The 15,616-nt window shown below is 36.9% G+C and carries 20 protein-coding genes; all 20 read right to left on the reverse strand.

Features of this window, described 5'->3' with window-relative positions; all coding sequences use genetic code 11:
* Positions 1-265: 265 nt before the first annotated feature.
* Positions 266-1,267 (reverse strand): tyrosine-type recombinase/integrase, encoded by a 1,002-nt coding sequence (locus NSQ37_RS14760; RefSeq protein ID WP_122504351.1) that lies wholly within the window; start codon positions 1,265-1,267, stop codon positions 266-268.
* Positions 1,268-1,280: 13 nt separating this feature from the next.
* On the reverse strand, positions 1,281-1,697 hold the full coding sequence (locus NSQ37_RS14765; protein ID WP_341123967.1) for a hypothetical protein: 417 nt from the start codon (positions 1,695-1,697) through the stop codon (positions 1,281-1,283).
* On the reverse strand, positions 1,697-2,182 hold the full coding sequence (locus NSQ37_RS14770) for a hypothetical protein (RefSeq protein ID WP_053574393.1): 486 nt from the start codon (positions 2,180-2,182) through the stop codon (positions 1,697-1,699). The genes NSQ37_RS14765 and NSQ37_RS14770 overlap by 1 nt, the downstream gene beginning before the upstream one ends.
* Before the next feature lie 82 nt (positions 2,183-2,264).
* Positions 2,265-3,113, reverse strand: a complete 849-nt coding sequence (locus NSQ37_RS14775; RefSeq protein WP_341123968.1) for a glycerophosphodiester phosphodiesterase family protein — start codon at positions 3,111-3,113, stop codon at positions 2,265-2,267.
* 18 nt (positions 3,114-3,131) lie between these two features.
* On the reverse strand, positions 3,132-3,284 hold the full coding sequence (locus tag NSQ37_RS14780) for an XkdX family protein (RefSeq protein WP_014470095.1): 153 nt from the start codon (positions 3,282-3,284) through the stop codon (positions 3,132-3,134).
* On the reverse strand, positions 3,285-3,560 hold the full coding sequence (locus NSQ37_RS14785; RefSeq protein ID WP_122504348.1) for a hypothetical protein: 276 nt from the start codon (positions 3,558-3,560) through the stop codon (positions 3,285-3,287). It abuts the gene before it with no gap.
* A gap of 13 nt (positions 3,561-3,573) precedes the next feature.
* Positions 3,574-4,905 (reverse strand): pyocin knob domain-containing protein, encoded by a 1,332-nt coding sequence (locus NSQ37_RS14790; RefSeq protein WP_341123969.1) that lies wholly within the window; start codon positions 4,903-4,905, stop codon positions 3,574-3,576.
* Positions 4,905-5,261: a hypothetical protein gene (locus tag NSQ37_RS14795; RefSeq protein ID WP_062623492.1), complete on the reverse strand. Its 357-nt coding sequence runs from the start codon at positions 5,259-5,261 to the stop codon at positions 4,905-4,907. The genes NSQ37_RS14790 and NSQ37_RS14795 overlap by 1 nt, the downstream gene beginning before the upstream one ends.
* A 71-nt stretch (positions 5,262-5,332) precedes the next feature.
* The gene (locus NSQ37_RS14800; RefSeq protein ID WP_225045990.1) at positions 5,333-5,797 is read right to left on the reverse strand and encodes a hypothetical protein; all 465 of its coding nucleotides are present in this window, start codon (positions 5,795-5,797) and stop codon (positions 5,333-5,335) included.
* Between the two features lie 18 nt (positions 5,798-5,815).
* Positions 5,816-6,619 carry a hypothetical protein gene (locus NSQ37_RS14805; RefSeq protein WP_225045991.1) on the reverse strand — a complete coding sequence of 268 codons (804 nt, stop codon included), beginning with the start codon at positions 6,617-6,619 and terminating at the stop codon, positions 5,816-5,818.
* A 40-nt stretch (positions 6,620-6,659) separates the two neighbouring features.
* Complete coding sequence (locus tag NSQ37_RS14810; protein WP_069007082.1) at positions 6,660-7,370, reverse strand: hypothetical protein; 711 nt, start codon at positions 7,368-7,370, stop codon at positions 6,660-6,662.
* Positions 7,367-7,873 carry a hypothetical protein gene (locus tag NSQ37_RS14815; RefSeq protein WP_341123970.1) on the reverse strand — a complete coding sequence of 169 codons (507 nt, stop codon included), beginning with the start codon at positions 7,871-7,873 and terminating at the stop codon, positions 7,367-7,369. Before NSQ37_RS14815 ends, NSQ37_RS14810 begins: the two co-directional genes overlap by 4 nt.
* The gene (locus NSQ37_RS14820) at positions 7,870-8,535 is read right to left on the reverse strand and encodes a hypothetical protein (RefSeq protein WP_341123971.1); all 666 of its coding nucleotides are present in this window, start codon (positions 8,533-8,535) and stop codon (positions 7,870-7,872) included. Before NSQ37_RS14820 ends, NSQ37_RS14815 begins: the two co-directional genes overlap by 4 nt.
* 9 nt (positions 8,536-8,544) lie before the next feature.
* Positions 8,545-8,931 (reverse strand): hypothetical protein, encoded by a 387-nt coding sequence (locus tag NSQ37_RS14825; protein WP_020954177.1) that lies wholly within the window; start codon positions 8,929-8,931, stop codon positions 8,545-8,547.
* 11 nt (positions 8,932-8,942) lie between these two features.
* Positions 8,943-9,416, reverse strand: coding sequence for a hypothetical protein (locus NSQ37_RS14830; protein WP_257730885.1), 474 nt, complete (start codon positions 9,414-9,416; stop codon positions 8,943-8,945).
* A 54-nt stretch (positions 9,417-9,470) separates the two neighbouring features.
* Positions 9,471-10,577, reverse strand: a complete 1,107-nt coding sequence (locus NSQ37_RS14835; RefSeq protein WP_205164295.1) for a hypothetical protein — start codon at positions 10,575-10,577, stop codon at positions 9,471-9,473.
* A 24-nt stretch (positions 10,578-10,601) separates the two neighbouring features.
* Positions 10,602-11,066: a hypothetical protein gene (locus tag NSQ37_RS14840; RefSeq protein ID WP_341123972.1), complete on the reverse strand. Its 465-nt coding sequence runs from the start codon at positions 11,064-11,066 to the stop codon at positions 10,602-10,604.
* Between the two features lie 40 nt (positions 11,067-11,106).
* A complete protein-coding gene (locus NSQ37_RS14845; RefSeq protein ID WP_038458738.1) occupies positions 11,107-12,261 on the reverse strand; it encodes a hypothetical protein in 1,155 nt (384 codons plus the stop codon).
* Between the two features lie 17 nt (positions 12,262-12,278).
* Positions 12,279-13,820 carry a hypothetical protein gene (locus NSQ37_RS14850; RefSeq protein WP_341123973.1) on the reverse strand — a complete coding sequence of 514 codons (1,542 nt, stop codon included), beginning with the start codon at positions 13,818-13,820 and terminating at the stop codon, positions 12,279-12,281.
* 18 nt (positions 13,821-13,838) lie between these two features.
* A complete protein-coding gene (locus tag NSQ37_RS14855; RefSeq protein ID WP_201741785.1) occupies positions 13,839-15,614 on the reverse strand; it encodes a hypothetical protein in 1,776 nt (591 codons plus the stop codon).
* Positions 15,615-15,616: the final 2 nt, after the last annotated feature.

Below are 15,616 nucleotides of genomic sequence, written 5' to 3' on the forward strand. Positions count from 1 at the left end.
GAGGGATTTCATAAAGAGTGAACCTAAAGCAAATCAATTGATATGTCACCCAACAAGCTTTTCTTAATCTTCCCGTATTCAAGTTTACCGGTGCTTGCGTTTACACTGATCTTGGATTCATCAATCTGTTTAGATCCGAATTGGTTCTTATCAGCTTTAGTACCAAGCTGCCTAGTTAATTCAGCAACAGCTTCGTTCAATTCATTAATTTGCTGTTGCATATTCGCAATTGAACTTTGGTGAGGATTGAAGAGACTCATAAGGTTTACGAGAAGATTTGATTCTTTTCTTCTTTAAAATCACGGAGGTCGTAGTGCTTAATTGTTGTAGACACATCATTATGCTGTGCAACATATTTACTCACGAGCTCAATCTTAATTTTCTTAACTTCAAGAAGGTAAGTAATACAGGAGGCCTTAAAGAGGTGAGGGTTAATGCGGCGGCCGAGGATATCAGAAAGAACATCAGAACAAAAGTAGTCAGCCCAACCCTCTGACATTTGTCTTGGTTGTCCACCGTATTGTGTAGTAAATAGATACTCATGGTCATATCCCCGTTGTTCATGCCAAAGCTTCAAATATTCCAGAGCTTCTGTGTTAATCATGTAGTCGAGAGGTTTTCCTTCACCTTTTCCTTTTCCAAGAACTTTGTGAGCCATGACATAAGATTGACCTTCAGGTATCTCATAATCTAGGATTTCAGTTTTAAACTGAATAATTTCAGCTCTTCTGGCACCTACATTAAAGGCAGTAGCTAACCAAGCCATCCCCAAATAGTTTTTATCTTCTTCAAGCACTTTCATCATTGTTCTGTATTCATCATAAGTAACCTTTACTTTTTCATACGTGGTTGTTTTAGGGATGGCAGGGAGACCTCTTGTGAAGTTCCTGAATGATTTAAAATTATCGTCATCTTCAGCAACAACATTTTCAATGTAGTTATTTAAAGAAGATACTCCAGCCTTTTTTAAAGCTATTCCACTTGAAGACATCCCTCTATTTTTCAGAAAGCTTTGATATCTGATGAAATCCCTTTTGGATATTTTGTAAAGCTTCTTCCCATTCAAGGAATTATGCACCCACCAGAAGAACTGACGAAGAGAGGAGTTGTATTGCTTCCTGGTTTTATCTCGGAATGAGTGGGCGTCGAGGAACTCTTGAGTTAAGCTTCTATGCTCGTCATCAACCTGACCCCACATTTCATCCGTGACTTCGGGCAACTTTTCAGCTCTAGAGCGCATCATGTTTTGTTTTATTTCTCTGGCCATTAATACACCACCGTTATTCTGTTTTAATACCACTCGCATTTAAATCTTTTTTCATAGCAGCAACTAATCGTCCATCTTTTAAGGATTCAGCAGTATTCTTCATAAATGGACGTGGTTTTCCGTATCCATAATCGTATTTATCTGGATACGTGTACCCTTGACCAGTCTCAACAACCGTGGCAACATCCTTACCGTTGTCTCCGCGGGCATTGTCTAATGAGATCCCGTTAGATTCGTTTTCAATGACAAAGGAGTCCTTCAAAAGAGAGGTGCGTTCATATTCAAGGGGGTCATAGGTGTCATACACATCAGATTTCACATGCTCTTGACCTGTTTTAATCATCGTATTTTTTGTGCTTGATTGTTTTTGAACGGCTTGCTTCGCGGCAAATTCAATTAGCGCTGCTATTTCTTTTATGTTCTTGGCCATTATTCAGCCTCTTGTTCATTTTCAATCTCTTCGACCTTATTAAGGATAAGATCATTTATTTCTTCTTGAGATATGTTTGACAGTTTGTCTAAATTCTCTTGCATCATCTTTGTTGCTTCTCTAAATTTCTTCATGCTTTCTTCAGGGAAACTACTAATAATCAATGGGAAAAATTCAGAGTCCACAAGCTTAACAAACCACTTTACTTTGTTTTTGATATCACTTGGAATACCCAAGTCTGTAAATTCTTTAATTAATGAAAAGAATCCCCATTGAACAGGATTAATATCTTCAAACTTAATTCCAGCTTCTTTTGCTTCTTCTTGATCCGTAATTAATTCAGTAAGCATTTTGGTTAAGCGGGTAGGGGAGAAGTAAGGGTAAATATAAACATGAACGTCATCAGTAAGTTGCACTCGTTCTTTCTTGTCATATTTGCTTACACTTTCTTCGATCAACCCAAGATTTAATTTTTTCGATGCCATCTCATTTCCTCCTTATATATCCTCTGAACTCATTAAAAAAGACACCTCAAAAGGGGAGAGGTGTCTAAATAAAACTTGTATTTTATTTATAATCTTCTTTTAGAGCTTTTTCTGTATAAGCTGGATTATTTGTAAATAGTCCATCAACTTTCAATTTCAGCATTTTGGAAGTGAATGTTCTTTCTTTATCAGTATCAAAAAACACATGTACTTTCATATTGTTTTTGTGGACTATCTTAACAAAATCTTTATCAACCAATTTGGCATTAGGGCCAACAACGTTAGAATACTTCTTAATTTCATTTAGCTTTGAATTGCTCATATTCTTAACGTCTTTATCTTTTAAAAGTTGAACAAGAGGAACATCGCTGTTAAGCTTATGTAATTTCTTTAGACTTTTGTCACTGAATGATTCTAGAACAACTTTGTTATTAGCGATTAGGTTATTTTTAGAGAGTGTGTCAATTAACTTTTTCTCCATTACCAATTTGCCTTTGTTGTTTGTTCTAGTCTCGATATAATAATTTGTTGTTTGTCCAAACTTTTTAATGATTTCTTCAATCGTTAAGATCTTTTGTCCTTTTCTAGTATGTAGCTTTTTAATCTGATCTAATGTAAGATCTTCAACTTCTCCTTTACCGTTTGTGGTTCGATCAACAGTCTTGTCATGGTTTGCAACTAGATGACCGTCTTTGGTTTGTCGTAAATCAATTTCAATGTAGTCTGCTTTGTCTTTTATTGCTCGTTCATAGGAGAGTAGGGTATGTTCTGGCTCAATTTCCGATGCACCTCTGTGTGCTATCATTAGCGGCTCGTATTTTTTACTGCTTCCTTTCGCATAGCCTAAAGCTGATGAATCAACTTCATTAAATGAACACCCTCCTAGTATGACTAAAGCAACGGTTAATGTTATAAAATTTAGTATTTTCATAACCTAAAATTATCATATTTAGGTAGTTGGTTCAATATATTTCTTTCCAACAATTTCTTCGTACTGTTCTGGTGTAATTTTGCCTTTGACTACAGCTTGCGCTACACGATATTCATCCCACACACCATTACCATCGTTGTAATAATCTTTTATAAGTTCATACCAATTCATTTAAAGTACACCGTCCATCATTAGTTGATATGTTAAGTCACTTAATTGTTTTTTAACCTTTTCTACTTCCGATGGCTCGGGGTCAAGTGGTTTTAAACTGTCAATGTATTCTTCTGATGCAGACTCCACCCACTTTTTTGTTTTAGGGCTGAACTTTGGAATATAAAGACCATCAGAAGGAGCAATTGGTGTGCAATTATTGGGAAGCGGACTACCGTCTTCAAGTACAACAGGGGATTCGTAAATATAATTTTCGTCATATTTGTATACTTGCATCATAATATTCTCCCTACACGGCTTTAAAACTAAAGCCTAAACTAATGTAATCATTGGGTTTGGAGGTATTTGAGCTATTTTCTATAATAACTTTTCCGTCAGTGTCAATAAGCGCTCTGTGAGTTTGCGGTACACCTGACATTCCTGATTGGGAAGCCACACCGACCCACTGAAATGCTCTTCCAGGTCTGTAGCCTTCAGGTAAGGTGAATGCAGCCACTCCAAAACCAATCGTTCCTTTTGCTATAGCGCCCTCTACAAAAACAGTTCCTGTTGCATCCTTTGTGTATCGAGTTTTAAACACTGTTTGATCTGTAGAGTTAGCATCTGTGTAATTAACCCATCCATTCTGTAAAGTAGGAGTGTACCATGTTATTGAGGAAAGCTTGGTATCAGTATAGGTTTTAGCTGAGTTGAGTGCAGCAGTAGCTCTTGTTTGTGCTCCGTCGGTCGTTTCATGTGTTTGCCATGAAGTCCAAGTTGAATCACTTTTTCTAAACCGGAAATAAGTATGAGTTCCGTAATATGCTTCTAAAGCAAATTGGGCTACTGTATCACCATAATTCATGACAACTAAATAGACATTGGACAAGTTAGCAGGGGAGTGGAGCCCCTGGTTGGCGATTAAATAGAACCCTGTTGCAATCAAATCGTTGTACTCTGTTTTTTCGGAGCTGCCTTTGTAGATAATGTTTCCATCATCGGCAGTGAGTTTGAAGAGTTGAGCAGCGTTCCATTTATCTCGATCAAATCTGTTAATATGAACACTAGTGTCATTCAGATGATTATCAAAGTCACTTTTAGTAGCTTGTTTTACATTGTCTACATTCCCAAGCCCAACCTGTTCAGCAGTAACCTTGTGTGGGTTTGATTGATCGTCAGTATGTTCAGCTAATAAAGACTTTGTCCTTTCATCGGAGCTGTTCCAATAACTGCGCTCATCCTTTGTGATATGTCGATCGAGGTCTGCATCGTGAGCATCAAAGTCAGTCTTCGCTGCTTGTTGAACATTATCAACCTTAGACAAGCCAACTTGGCTTTTAGTAACTGAATGGGGATTTTTCTTATCGTCAAGATGGCTATCAAAATTCACTTTTGTAGCCTGCTCTTCATTGAGTACATTTGATAATCCAATTTGTTCTTTTGTAACTTGATGTGGATTCTCATTGTTTTGAATGTGCATTTTCAAATCGAAATTCTGCTTTTCCATGAACTCATCAACTTTGTCATTCAAGCGTTTTTCATGATCTGACATATGAAATTCAGTTCTGAAAAATTGATCTTTAAGATTATTAATTTGCTCATTGTTTTGTTTGAGCTGACCTACAAATTTACTGCTACTCATTAACTCACCGCAATTCCTTTAATCGTTACATCTCCATTTACGGAAACAACCTCAACCATGAATTTGAAAAGCCCCGCAATATCGAAATCCCAGTTTTCATTTGTATTCAATGTCCCCGTACCTAATTGAAAATCAGTTTTGTTTGTTCCAGCAATTTCTGTCTTTTCACCATTTTCATCTACGGCAAAGAATTTTATTTCTCTTGAAGTTGAGGAACCAGAGATCTTAACAGTAATATCCCGATAATGTGATACTACAAATTCTTCACCTTCAGACGGGGCAGTTGTTGCTTCGTGGAATGTAAAGGTTGCTTTATCTGGAATGGTTTTTAAAATATTTTCATCGGTTTCTGTCAACAACTCCACCTCCTAAGTCTGTTTAAAAACTGACTTTTATTTAAAAAGGAGAGGGGAAGTATCCCCTCAATTTATTTAGCTTCAAATACTCTTACGTCTCTGTCAGTACCGTCATTGATCACATAGACATAAAGCGTTTTGCCAGCAGCAACAGGCACCGAAAAAGGTTTGTCACCGGCTGTCAATGGGATACCTGTATCAGCAGTTACAGTTGAGTTCCCAATGTAAATCGTGCCTTCTGCAGGAGGGTAAATAGTAAGTGCTGTCCTGTCAGTGATACCTGCGGTAACTTTTTGAGCTGTTGAAGTAACAGTGAATTTATCCGTTTTAAAAGAGGAGAAGCCTGGATCTCTTTCATTCAAGGTCACGGAAGGAGGTTGTACTTGAATCCCTTTGATAGCATCCAAGCCAGCTTGAGGGAAGTCAACTTGTAGGGGTTTTTCTTGTGATTTTAGATGAATGTCAGTGATCGGTTTACCATTTCCATCGTCTCTAGCTGAAGTGTAAATGTCTCCGTCTTTATTTAAAAGTGCCAAGATATCAAGCTCCTAACGTTATTTTGTTTCTTGCGTTGTTCCAATGTCTACACTGCTTTTAGATGTCACATCTTCTTGTTCCGTTTTAACTCCTTTTGTCCCATCAGGATTACGCTTAACACGTGCAAAAGTACCGATCTTGCCATTGTCATCAGCTAATGCTCGGTATCCAATTTCAGGTGTGTAGGCTTGTCCAGCTTCTAAAGACATGTCTGCTTCACCAGAGAAATTAACTTTGGGTAACTGGATATAGAGGTCACTGTAAATTTTTGATGTCTTTGGATCGTACTCAAGTGTGTGGATTTCGAAGTAATAGTTCTCAGAGAATTTTTCACCACTAATTTCAACTGTTTCTGCATCAACTTCAATTTGATAGTGAGCTGTTACAACGTTCCCTTTAGTAGCAAACGTTTCGGGAACCGTAATTGTTTTGTCTGAAACAGCAAATTCTTGTTGATCTCCGTCTTCATTTGTAAGTGAGACTTTTGATAAAGGTGTATACGCGATTTTGACTGTGCCAGAATCACTTACAGTAAGACTTTCATCTTCCCATACAGAAATCGTCTCGTTTTCAATTTTTACACCTTGCTGCATTGCCATAAAATCAAGATCAAAGAAAGCATTTTTTACATTACCTGAAACCTCTTTGCTTGAGTTGATGACATAGAGGTCTCTATTTCCCCATCCACCTTTTAAAAAGTCTTGTTGGACTTGTTGGGCGAACTGAGTCATTTGTGTTACAGAAGATGCAACAACCTTATGGTCACTAAGTCTTTTGGTTAGCACCTTACCAACTTCATGGATAACTGTTTGTTTTGCCAAGTGTTTTCCTCCTAATATAAAATGAAAAAGAGACTGAAAATCAGTCTCCGAATAATTGCTCTAAATTTTTGGCATCTGCTGTACTGAGGTGGTGCTTTTCTTCTTTATACATATCTACATGACTATTCCAGTCACCGATTTTCACATCAGTTGCTACAGTAGCGAATAACGCAGAAGTGTTATAATTCATTATTTCGCCCATTCTGTAATATGACAGGTACAATTGATAAATTGTCATATCGGCTACCTCTTGATATGTATATCCATTAAAAGCAGTCACACAGCTGACGATGTCCTTTAAATCATTTTGAGAATTTTGGAGCTTTAATTGATTATTTAAATCATTAAACTCTTGCAATTCATCATTTTCAACAATTTTCTCTTCAGTCAAACAATGCATCTCTAATATCAATTTTCTAACATTATTAAATGCTTTCTGATCAATAAGCTTTAGTGACTCTTTGTCCACAAATACTTTGCTAAACACTTTAAAATAAGCTTGGTTAAATTCAGGTAAGTAATCATGAACAATTTTGAAGAGGCTGTTCTTCTTCAATTCGATAATTAAATCATTTAATGAACCGTCATTGTTGATTTTTAAAAAGTTTCTAATGATTTCCTTCTTGCTCATTTTCATCATATTTAGCTCACTTATGTACTCTGGATAATCTCTTAAGCGAATAAAGCTGATAGCACCGACATCAGTGTTAATAGGTCTTCCTAAAAAGAAAAAATCCTTTAACACATTCATTTACTTGCTCCAAAAGTGAATATCAATTTGTATCCCAAGTACCCTTCAGGTGCATTTGATATGAGTAGTCTTGTGTATTTAACATTTTTACCGATACCTGCAAAATTTTGATTGAAGAGCATGTCACAAATACGATCAGTAATTTTCAGGTTCCTGAATTCGGTCTCCTCATAAGTGTTAATGTGTGTATAAACATCAATCATCAAGTCTTGATCTAGCAGCATCACACTTTGGGTCGAGGGTTTAGGGATTCCATTGCCAAGATAAACACAAAGTCTGCATATTGGTTGATCGGTTAAATCATCAGTTTTGGGAGCACGTTTAATTATTGAGCTTAATATTGATGGGGAATCATCAACTGGATCATAATAATTTTCCAACGTCTGAACGTCAGGGAGAGAAGAGGAGAGAGGGTCATCCTTATAATATAAAAGACGATTCAATTCTGAATCATTCATAATTGTTCTGAATACAGTTGTCATATGTCCGACCATCATACTCATTCGCTATCACCTCCAACTTTCTTTTTGGCTATAAGTCTAATTGTTCCAGTGTTTCCATAAACCTTGGAATAGTCTATATCATCAACACGGAATTCCTCGCCATAAAAAGAAAGAAAAAGACCCTTCTTTAATTTTTCATGTTTTAAAAAGGGGATGGTAACGTGTGCCTGTCCCTCAGGAATATTTATGGCCATCTCTGATCCAATTGTTGAGGTTGTTCGTTCTAAAACACACGGGATGTCAACCTTCTCACCAGGTACTTTAATCTTTATCGGTCTCCCTGTAACTTCATCGATCTTTCCGGAATCAATTAGTTTGTCAGAAGATGTTAGACTAATTGATGAATTACAAAGCCGCATAGTAGCACTGTCATTCATTTTGTTATCGGTAGGGCGTGAATTAACTAACCAGTAACTGCCGTCATACAAAATCAAGTCTCCACGATTTAATAAGCCTAAAACTGTAAGGACTTTTTTTGTTTCACTGTCCTGAGTGGTTTGAATTATCACCTGTTCAGGCTTGCCATTCAATTCAATGTCATAAGTTTCAGGTGAATTTGCTAAGATTTCCTTGAAGATTTCATACTTGTTTGAATTAAACTCTTCGTTTTCCCAGCCACTCAAATAATTTGAAGAAGAGGTTAGATACCAATCTATAGACATCTAATCACCTCAATCAAAATTATTCACTTTCAGTTTGCTCATCTTTTTTTCAATCTCATCGACAAGATCTTCATAGGATCTATTAACCTGAGCTTTAGTATTGGATAAACCTGTCAATTGAATATCTCTTCCTACAATGTTGTTTAATTTTAGAGCCCTATCACGATATCTTCCTAAATAATCTTTGTACATGAGTCTTCCTAAAATTTGAATTTGAGCAGGGGAGAGGGGTTCTTTAAAATCTTTTGTTTCTTTATCAAAACCCAGTTCAGTTAAATCTGTTTCATATTCACCAATAGCGTTCTTGAAAAACTGATACTCAAGTCCATCTGGTAGTATTTCATTTGACTGAAACTTTGAATGGAAAACGTTTATGATTTCATCATAGGTAGTCAAGATTTAACCCCCTATGATTGAATGTCAAATTTAAATCCAGTGTATTCTTCAATGAACTTAATCTTAGCGTAGTCATTAATCTTTTCTTTTTTAGCCACATCAAACAGCTGAGCTTTTTCAGACTCAAGTAAAATTTCTTTTTGAACATTTTCTTCGAAGGCTTTTTGTGTTTTATACCCCAAGATTTGTTTAATTCGTTCTACAGTAACAATTTCTTGCTTGTCATCTTTATCTTCAGTCTCGAAACCTAAGTGCACACGGGTTTCTTTGTCATCGATATAGATTTTGGCATGGGTACCTTGCCCATCAGTTCCAGTAAACAGTGAGGTATTGTCATAAACTTGGGATTGCACTTCTCCAGCTGTAATCTGTCTGATTCCATTGGCCGGCAATCTGAAGTCACCGTGAGTATCAATCTTTCGGAAATATAAATCCCATGGACATAAATTTTTAATTGTGATCTTTTTATCTAAATTAAAAGACATGTAATCCCTCCAAAAATAAAAGGAGGGACACAGCCCTCCTAGATTTTAAATTGTTTAAATTTGTGGCAATTCATATTTGGTGTCTCTGATGAGACCAATTTGATGCTCTTGTCCTTTGGCTACACCAGCTCCAATTTCCATATCAAAACGAGTGATCTCAGTTCCAGTGATGATGTCGTTACCATTCATTGAAGTAAGTCCGCCTTTTTGGAATACTTGAAGAGGAGACTTTTTGCCTTGAGGAATGAAGAAGAGAAGACCTTCAGGAAGATATGTTTTGAAGTTATCGCCGGCTTTGTTTAATTCAGTAAGATTATAAGAGTTAGGCAATTCTACAACAGAAGAACCTTTATAAGTGTTAAGCAATCCGGTTCTTCGGATTTCATCCATTACAGATTGAGGGAGCTTAGTGCTTGAAGCATCTCCAGCTACAGCCTGGAATCCTGCAAAGTCATTTAACTGAGAAACAACAGAAAAGTCACCAACAATAGAAGGTTGTCCAAATCGGCGAATCTTTGTGATTATATCGTCTACAGATGATTTGGTGATATTTTCAGTTTCAGCAAAGTATTTAACGCCTGTTGCATTTTTAATTGCATTGAACATTTCATTTACTACATAGTACATTGCTTTGTTCATCATATCTGTTTGAACTTGCTCCATGCCTTCAGCTACTTTATCGAGGTTTCCACTTTGAATCTCCCGATAGTTAACAGCATAACCAGAAGAAATGGTTTGTGTTCCAATTGGGTATTCGCTCCAAGTTGTAGTAGCAAATGGTACGTCACCACGGGATGCTTGGAATTGGCTTCGGATGGATTCATGTGCGTATGTTGTCATCATTGGTTGCTGATCATATCCAATATTTCTAAACGTGCCCATAAAATCAAATAGTTTAATTGCTGAAATAAGTTTAGGCTCAATAGCATAACGCACAATTGTGTTGATCTCAGCTTTAGCTACAGGGTTGCCCATTAGAGCTTTGGAGGCTAGTTCCTTCACATGGGTCATAGCGGCATCGGCTTTTGCACCAAATTTGGAAAGATCTTGACCTGTTGCAGCTGCAGAAAAGATTTCTACAATAGGGGACTTAGCATTCAATTTAGCATTTGCATAATGGTTTGAGTCTTTTTGAACATTGTTTAATTCAACTGTAAACATTAATAATTACCTCCAGAATATTAATTAAGCCTGTACTGTTAGGTACAAACCTTTTCCGCCAAATGTATTTTTCTCTAAGACTTTTAGAGATACTTTAAACTCTGCAACGTCATCTCCAGCTTTAACCCATTTACCTGATTTGTCCGCAGCAGGAACCAATACGTCATCTTTAACAAGCGCATCATAATCAACTACCACGTCTGAGCTGAGTTCAATGGGTAGTCCTTTTAAGTCTGCTAAATTAAAAGCAAGGACATATTCACCTTTTAAAACTTTGAAGTCGGCCTTATCACGGATTTCAGGTTTATCAATAATGTTTCCAACCACATACACATCACCTTTTGCAGTTGAAGACGCGCCTGGAGGGAATGCATTACCAGACGAATCGTTAGGAATTACGACTAGACCAGGGACTAAATCGACACTAGCCTTGCAACGTGGATTATTTCGTACTTGTTTATAAGCACCAATTGTTCCGAATTTGAACATTGAGTATTCCTCCTAAATTTTATAAAAGTGTTATTTTATCTTAATAAAGATCATCAATTGTCACTGAACCTTGTTGCCCAGAATCACGAACGTCTGAATAAATATCGAAATTTTTGCTATTAGTCTCAGAGGCTTGTTTCTTTGAGCGTTCAGCGATGAAGGATCGAGCGATTGCTGAGTTGATTTCAGAAATAATTTCGTTTTTAAGCTCGATAGAAGGGGACTTAGAGAACATTTCAATTTTCTCTTTTGCGACATCCTTTTCTTCAGGAGAATATTCCTTTAAAGCTTGGTTAAGCTCTCCTTGCATCTTTTCGGCTACCGCCTTGTTTTTGAATTCCTTTAGGGAATTAAGCTCTTCATCTGCCTTGGCTTTTTCATCCTTGGCTTTTTGCGCTTCTTTTTCTTTTGCTTCAGCCTTAGCTTTTTCATCCTTTGCAGCTTTAACAGCAGCATTCAGTTCTTCAGTTTTTTGCTTTAAGTCCTCAGTAAGTTTCTCAACTTTTTGATTTAACTCTCCAATTTCTTTATTCTTATTATCAAGTTTGTTGTTTAACTCAAGGACTACTTCTTCTTGAGATTTTGACATTAAATTATCCTCCTTTTTGTTACTGTTTAATTCAAGTAAAATGGCAGCGTCATCTGCAGGGTCAATACCTAAAATTGCATCACCTGTAAAGTCAAATTTCATAGGTATACGTCCTTGTTCTTTCCAGCCACCTTCATATTCAATTGCATCTGAACCTTCCACAGCTGCTATCTCAACCGAGGTTTCAGGGAAATCACCATCAAACATTTTTGATTTTAACCATTGAACAAATTTAGGGTAGCGCTGGTTGTATAGGAAGCCTTCAGCTATTAACACTCTTTTTGGCTCACCATTAACATCTATAGTATCAATGTAAGCATTGGTGGTCGTACCAACCACAGCGCTGTTTTCAAAGAGCGGGGTACCGTCCTTGACTTCTGTTAACCCGTGTCCGAATGGCTCACTGTTTTCATCATCCAAGAACTCTGCGCAAATTGGCATTAACTTGATTGATTCAAGGTTAGCGTTTATGTATTTCTCCAGCCAGGTAATGCCATTCTTGTTAAATTGAGTATTGTTTTCATGAATTTCAAGAACGACCCACTTGATGTATGTCTGACCACTGGTTTTTTTCTGATTGTTAATTTCTAAAATCGTGCTTTTCAAATACTAATCACCTCCTCTCAAGAGCCAGAAGGCGTTCCGTTACTGTTATTTGTCTTCGATTTAATCGTGTTTTCATTTTTCGGAGTATCGATCTCAGGTGCGCCGGCTGACTTATCACTATCCTTGCTCATTGTGAAAGAGGTTGCATGAACAGGGAACTTTTCATCAAAACCTTCGTCTTTTTCATATTCCATTAGGGATAAGTAAGCATCAGGATTCCATCCAGTAGCGGCTATCCAAGCAATAAGGCTGCCTCGACCACTTGTATAAAGGTCTTTCATGTTTTGGACTTTTTCTTTCCTGTTAACGTGGGTAAGAGGGAGGTAGTAAACCTCAATATAAGAGCGAGGATCTTTGATGATGTTGGCGTTTATCACCTTGTTAAATTCACTTTGGATTTGTTCTAACCAGGAGAATATTTGGGAAGAAACCATCTCAATATTGGTTTGTTGAGAAGAGTAGTTACCGTCTTGACCATTGAGAGCAGATCCTGCAAATCCTAAATTTGTAGTGATTCGTTTAATGAGCTCGTCTTCACCTTTTACCTTCAAGAAATCCACATTAGTTTCTAACTTGTCTAATTTTGTTCCCGAAGCCAAAGAGAAGAACTTAACCCCTTTAACACTGCCTTTGGCAACTAACGCTTTTTTTATATTCTCGTGCTGCTGTTCCTGTTGCTTTTGAGATAAAGCTGATTTACCTTTTTGATCGCCTTCAGGGAAGGTCTGGTAGATTAAAGTACTGTTAAGCTCATCTAAAATGTTCCGTTTAGTGTCAACAAAGTATTCATCATAAACCATATCAATAAATGCAGATAAACCGATTGGGCGTCCCCATTGATCTTCAATGTCGCTACTTCCTTTAACAGCAATGGTCTTATTGTTATCAAGAACTAGCCATTTTCGATTTTGATCTTTTTTATAAGCTCTATAACCTTGTCTGATTTCTTCTGGCCATCGTTTAAGCTTGAGCGACCTTCCGTTACTTGTGAACTTGTCAAAATAGGAGACATCAAAAGCTAACTGATAAGAGGAATTTTTCCTGCCGATAATTTTGCAATAATCGAGAGGAAGGGGGAGGACTGAACAATTAAAGTCGTCAATGGTATTTGATTCAGTTATTGATCCGATCTCATTGTCACTTAGAGTAGTGGTGAATGATTCCTTCCCCACAGAATCAAAATAATAAAAACCAGTACCATATTTGCTGAGCTTTCCTAATGAATCCCTGACAACACTTTTGTCACTGATTTTCCCTAAAGCCAGGTTGAACTTTTGTTTGTTCGATTTAAAATTAGTTGCTTTACTTGACCCCAATATAACTCTGTCTAAAGTAGGGAGGGCTACCATGTAGTCAATAACGTTTCTATACACACCATTTGCGTTATAAAGCAATTTAGAGGCATCTCTAATCTGTTTATTGTAGGCGTTGTGGTCTTTCAGCCATGATTTAACTTTGTCGTAAGAAATGCCGTTAAATAAATCATTAAAGAACAATGAATCAAGCGGTGTTAAATTTGTATTAAACTCATATGATGGCTGTGGTTCAGGTGTAGTCATTATTCACCTCCTCAATTTCTAATTAAAAAAGAATCCAAATGAATACTCATCATCGGATTCTTCCTTTTCTAAAAATAAAGCTATGTAGTAAAGAGCGTAACTCAATGCACTGTACCTATCTTTATCAATACGTTTAACTACTTGTTCAACGCTAATTGAGTTCTGTGTTTTCTTTAGCCTTAAGTTGGCTACTTCATCAATTAATAGTTGTGTTTGAATACATGTGGCCTCAACCATTATATCGTCGCTGATGACTTTTTTGCTTTTTATTTCTTCATATGGTCTCAATAATTTCAACTTTCCAGATTCAACATAATCTAAGAAAGTGGTAATAATCTTGTCATTAATCCCTTGAGATTTGAGGTTGTAAACAATAGCAGGGGAGTTTGGAACATCTGGCTTCTGATCAGTATTGATTGTTGCCCAGCATCCTAATTCTTCATTCGTTTCTGGATCTGTAACATCTTCTAGAAGTCTATCCACTAGTCCACTTCCGACTCCGTTTCCATCCACAATCACAGCTCTAACTCTTGATATAGATAGATCTTCATTACCTCCATAGTTTTTGAAAACCCTTTTAACCATGATCGATTGCTCTTTAAAATTCAATCCATTTGGTGGCTCGATTATATTTACAACCTGGACTTGTCTAATTGCATTATTGGAGTTGCGAATAATCTTCAGAACAATGATGGCTGTTTTGTTGTTTGACTTTTCACTTGAGCGGGCAACATCGACCCCAATCACATATTCATTTAATAAGAAATTCTTATTCTTATCTCTAGGGCAGGTCAGTTCTGGGTTTGTAATTGTCCTTGCTTTGATCAATTTGCTAATGTTGATAAGTGCTCCATCACTCGCACCAACCCATTTAGACTCATAGTTCATTGCAAAAGCAGTTGATGAGGTTGTAGGATCGTTTTTCTTTGCAAGTATTTGAGTCCGTGTTTCACCTCTGCCAAAGTGACAAGGTAACTCCCAGCTTGCTCCTAGAACAATTTTCCCTTTTAAATCAGCCATTTCATCAAGCATGTTTAAAATCCTGTTGAATTCATCCGATCCTCGATAGCCTGACGTTGTTAGGTAATTAATCATTCCGTTCAATTCAAAAGGGTTTACTGTAGCAAGCTTACCAATTGTTCTTCTGGGTACGTTTACTACTGGTTCAAGCACATCTTTAAATAGCTCGTTATTTAAAAGAGCTGATTCTTCAACATTTAGCCTTCTTCTACGCTGGCCTTTTGTAGACTGTGCATTTGCCAGTACAGAATAAACTCCTCCTGAAGAAAACTTAACCTCAACAGAGTCTTTAGTAAAAGAAGGTCTCCCAGCTAATTCATTTTTCATTAAAGGAAACCACTTCATAATTTCATTGTGTTTCTCTTCACTAATTGAAGCAGCGTTTTCTCTGGTTTGTGCTGACATGGCTATTGTGATATCAGGAAACCAAATAGCAGTATGGTAAATTGACATTAACTCAAGCATCGTTTTACCAAACCCACGAGGGAAAACTCCATACGTACTTACAAAACGACTCATACATCTTAGGAAAACCCTTTGATCTAAGTCTAGCCTCATGCCGCCTTTTTCTGGCTTAATTAAGTCGTACCATAAATCAGGAAACCACCTTGCCCATTGAACAAATTCAATCCATTTGTCTAAATTTCGCTCAAAAGTATCAACCTTATTTTGATTTGCTTGAACAGGGGAGTTGAATTCAGGGTCGCTGTCTAATCTTGAACTTTGTTTGGTGTATTTAAAATTATCTCTTTGAAAGTTCTTTCTCGAAGCCATAT

Source organism: Bacillus sp. FSL P4-0334, assembly GCF_038004825.1.
Classification (GTDB): Bacteria; Bacillota; Bacilli; order Bacillales; family Bacillaceae; genus Bacillus; species Bacillus velezensis.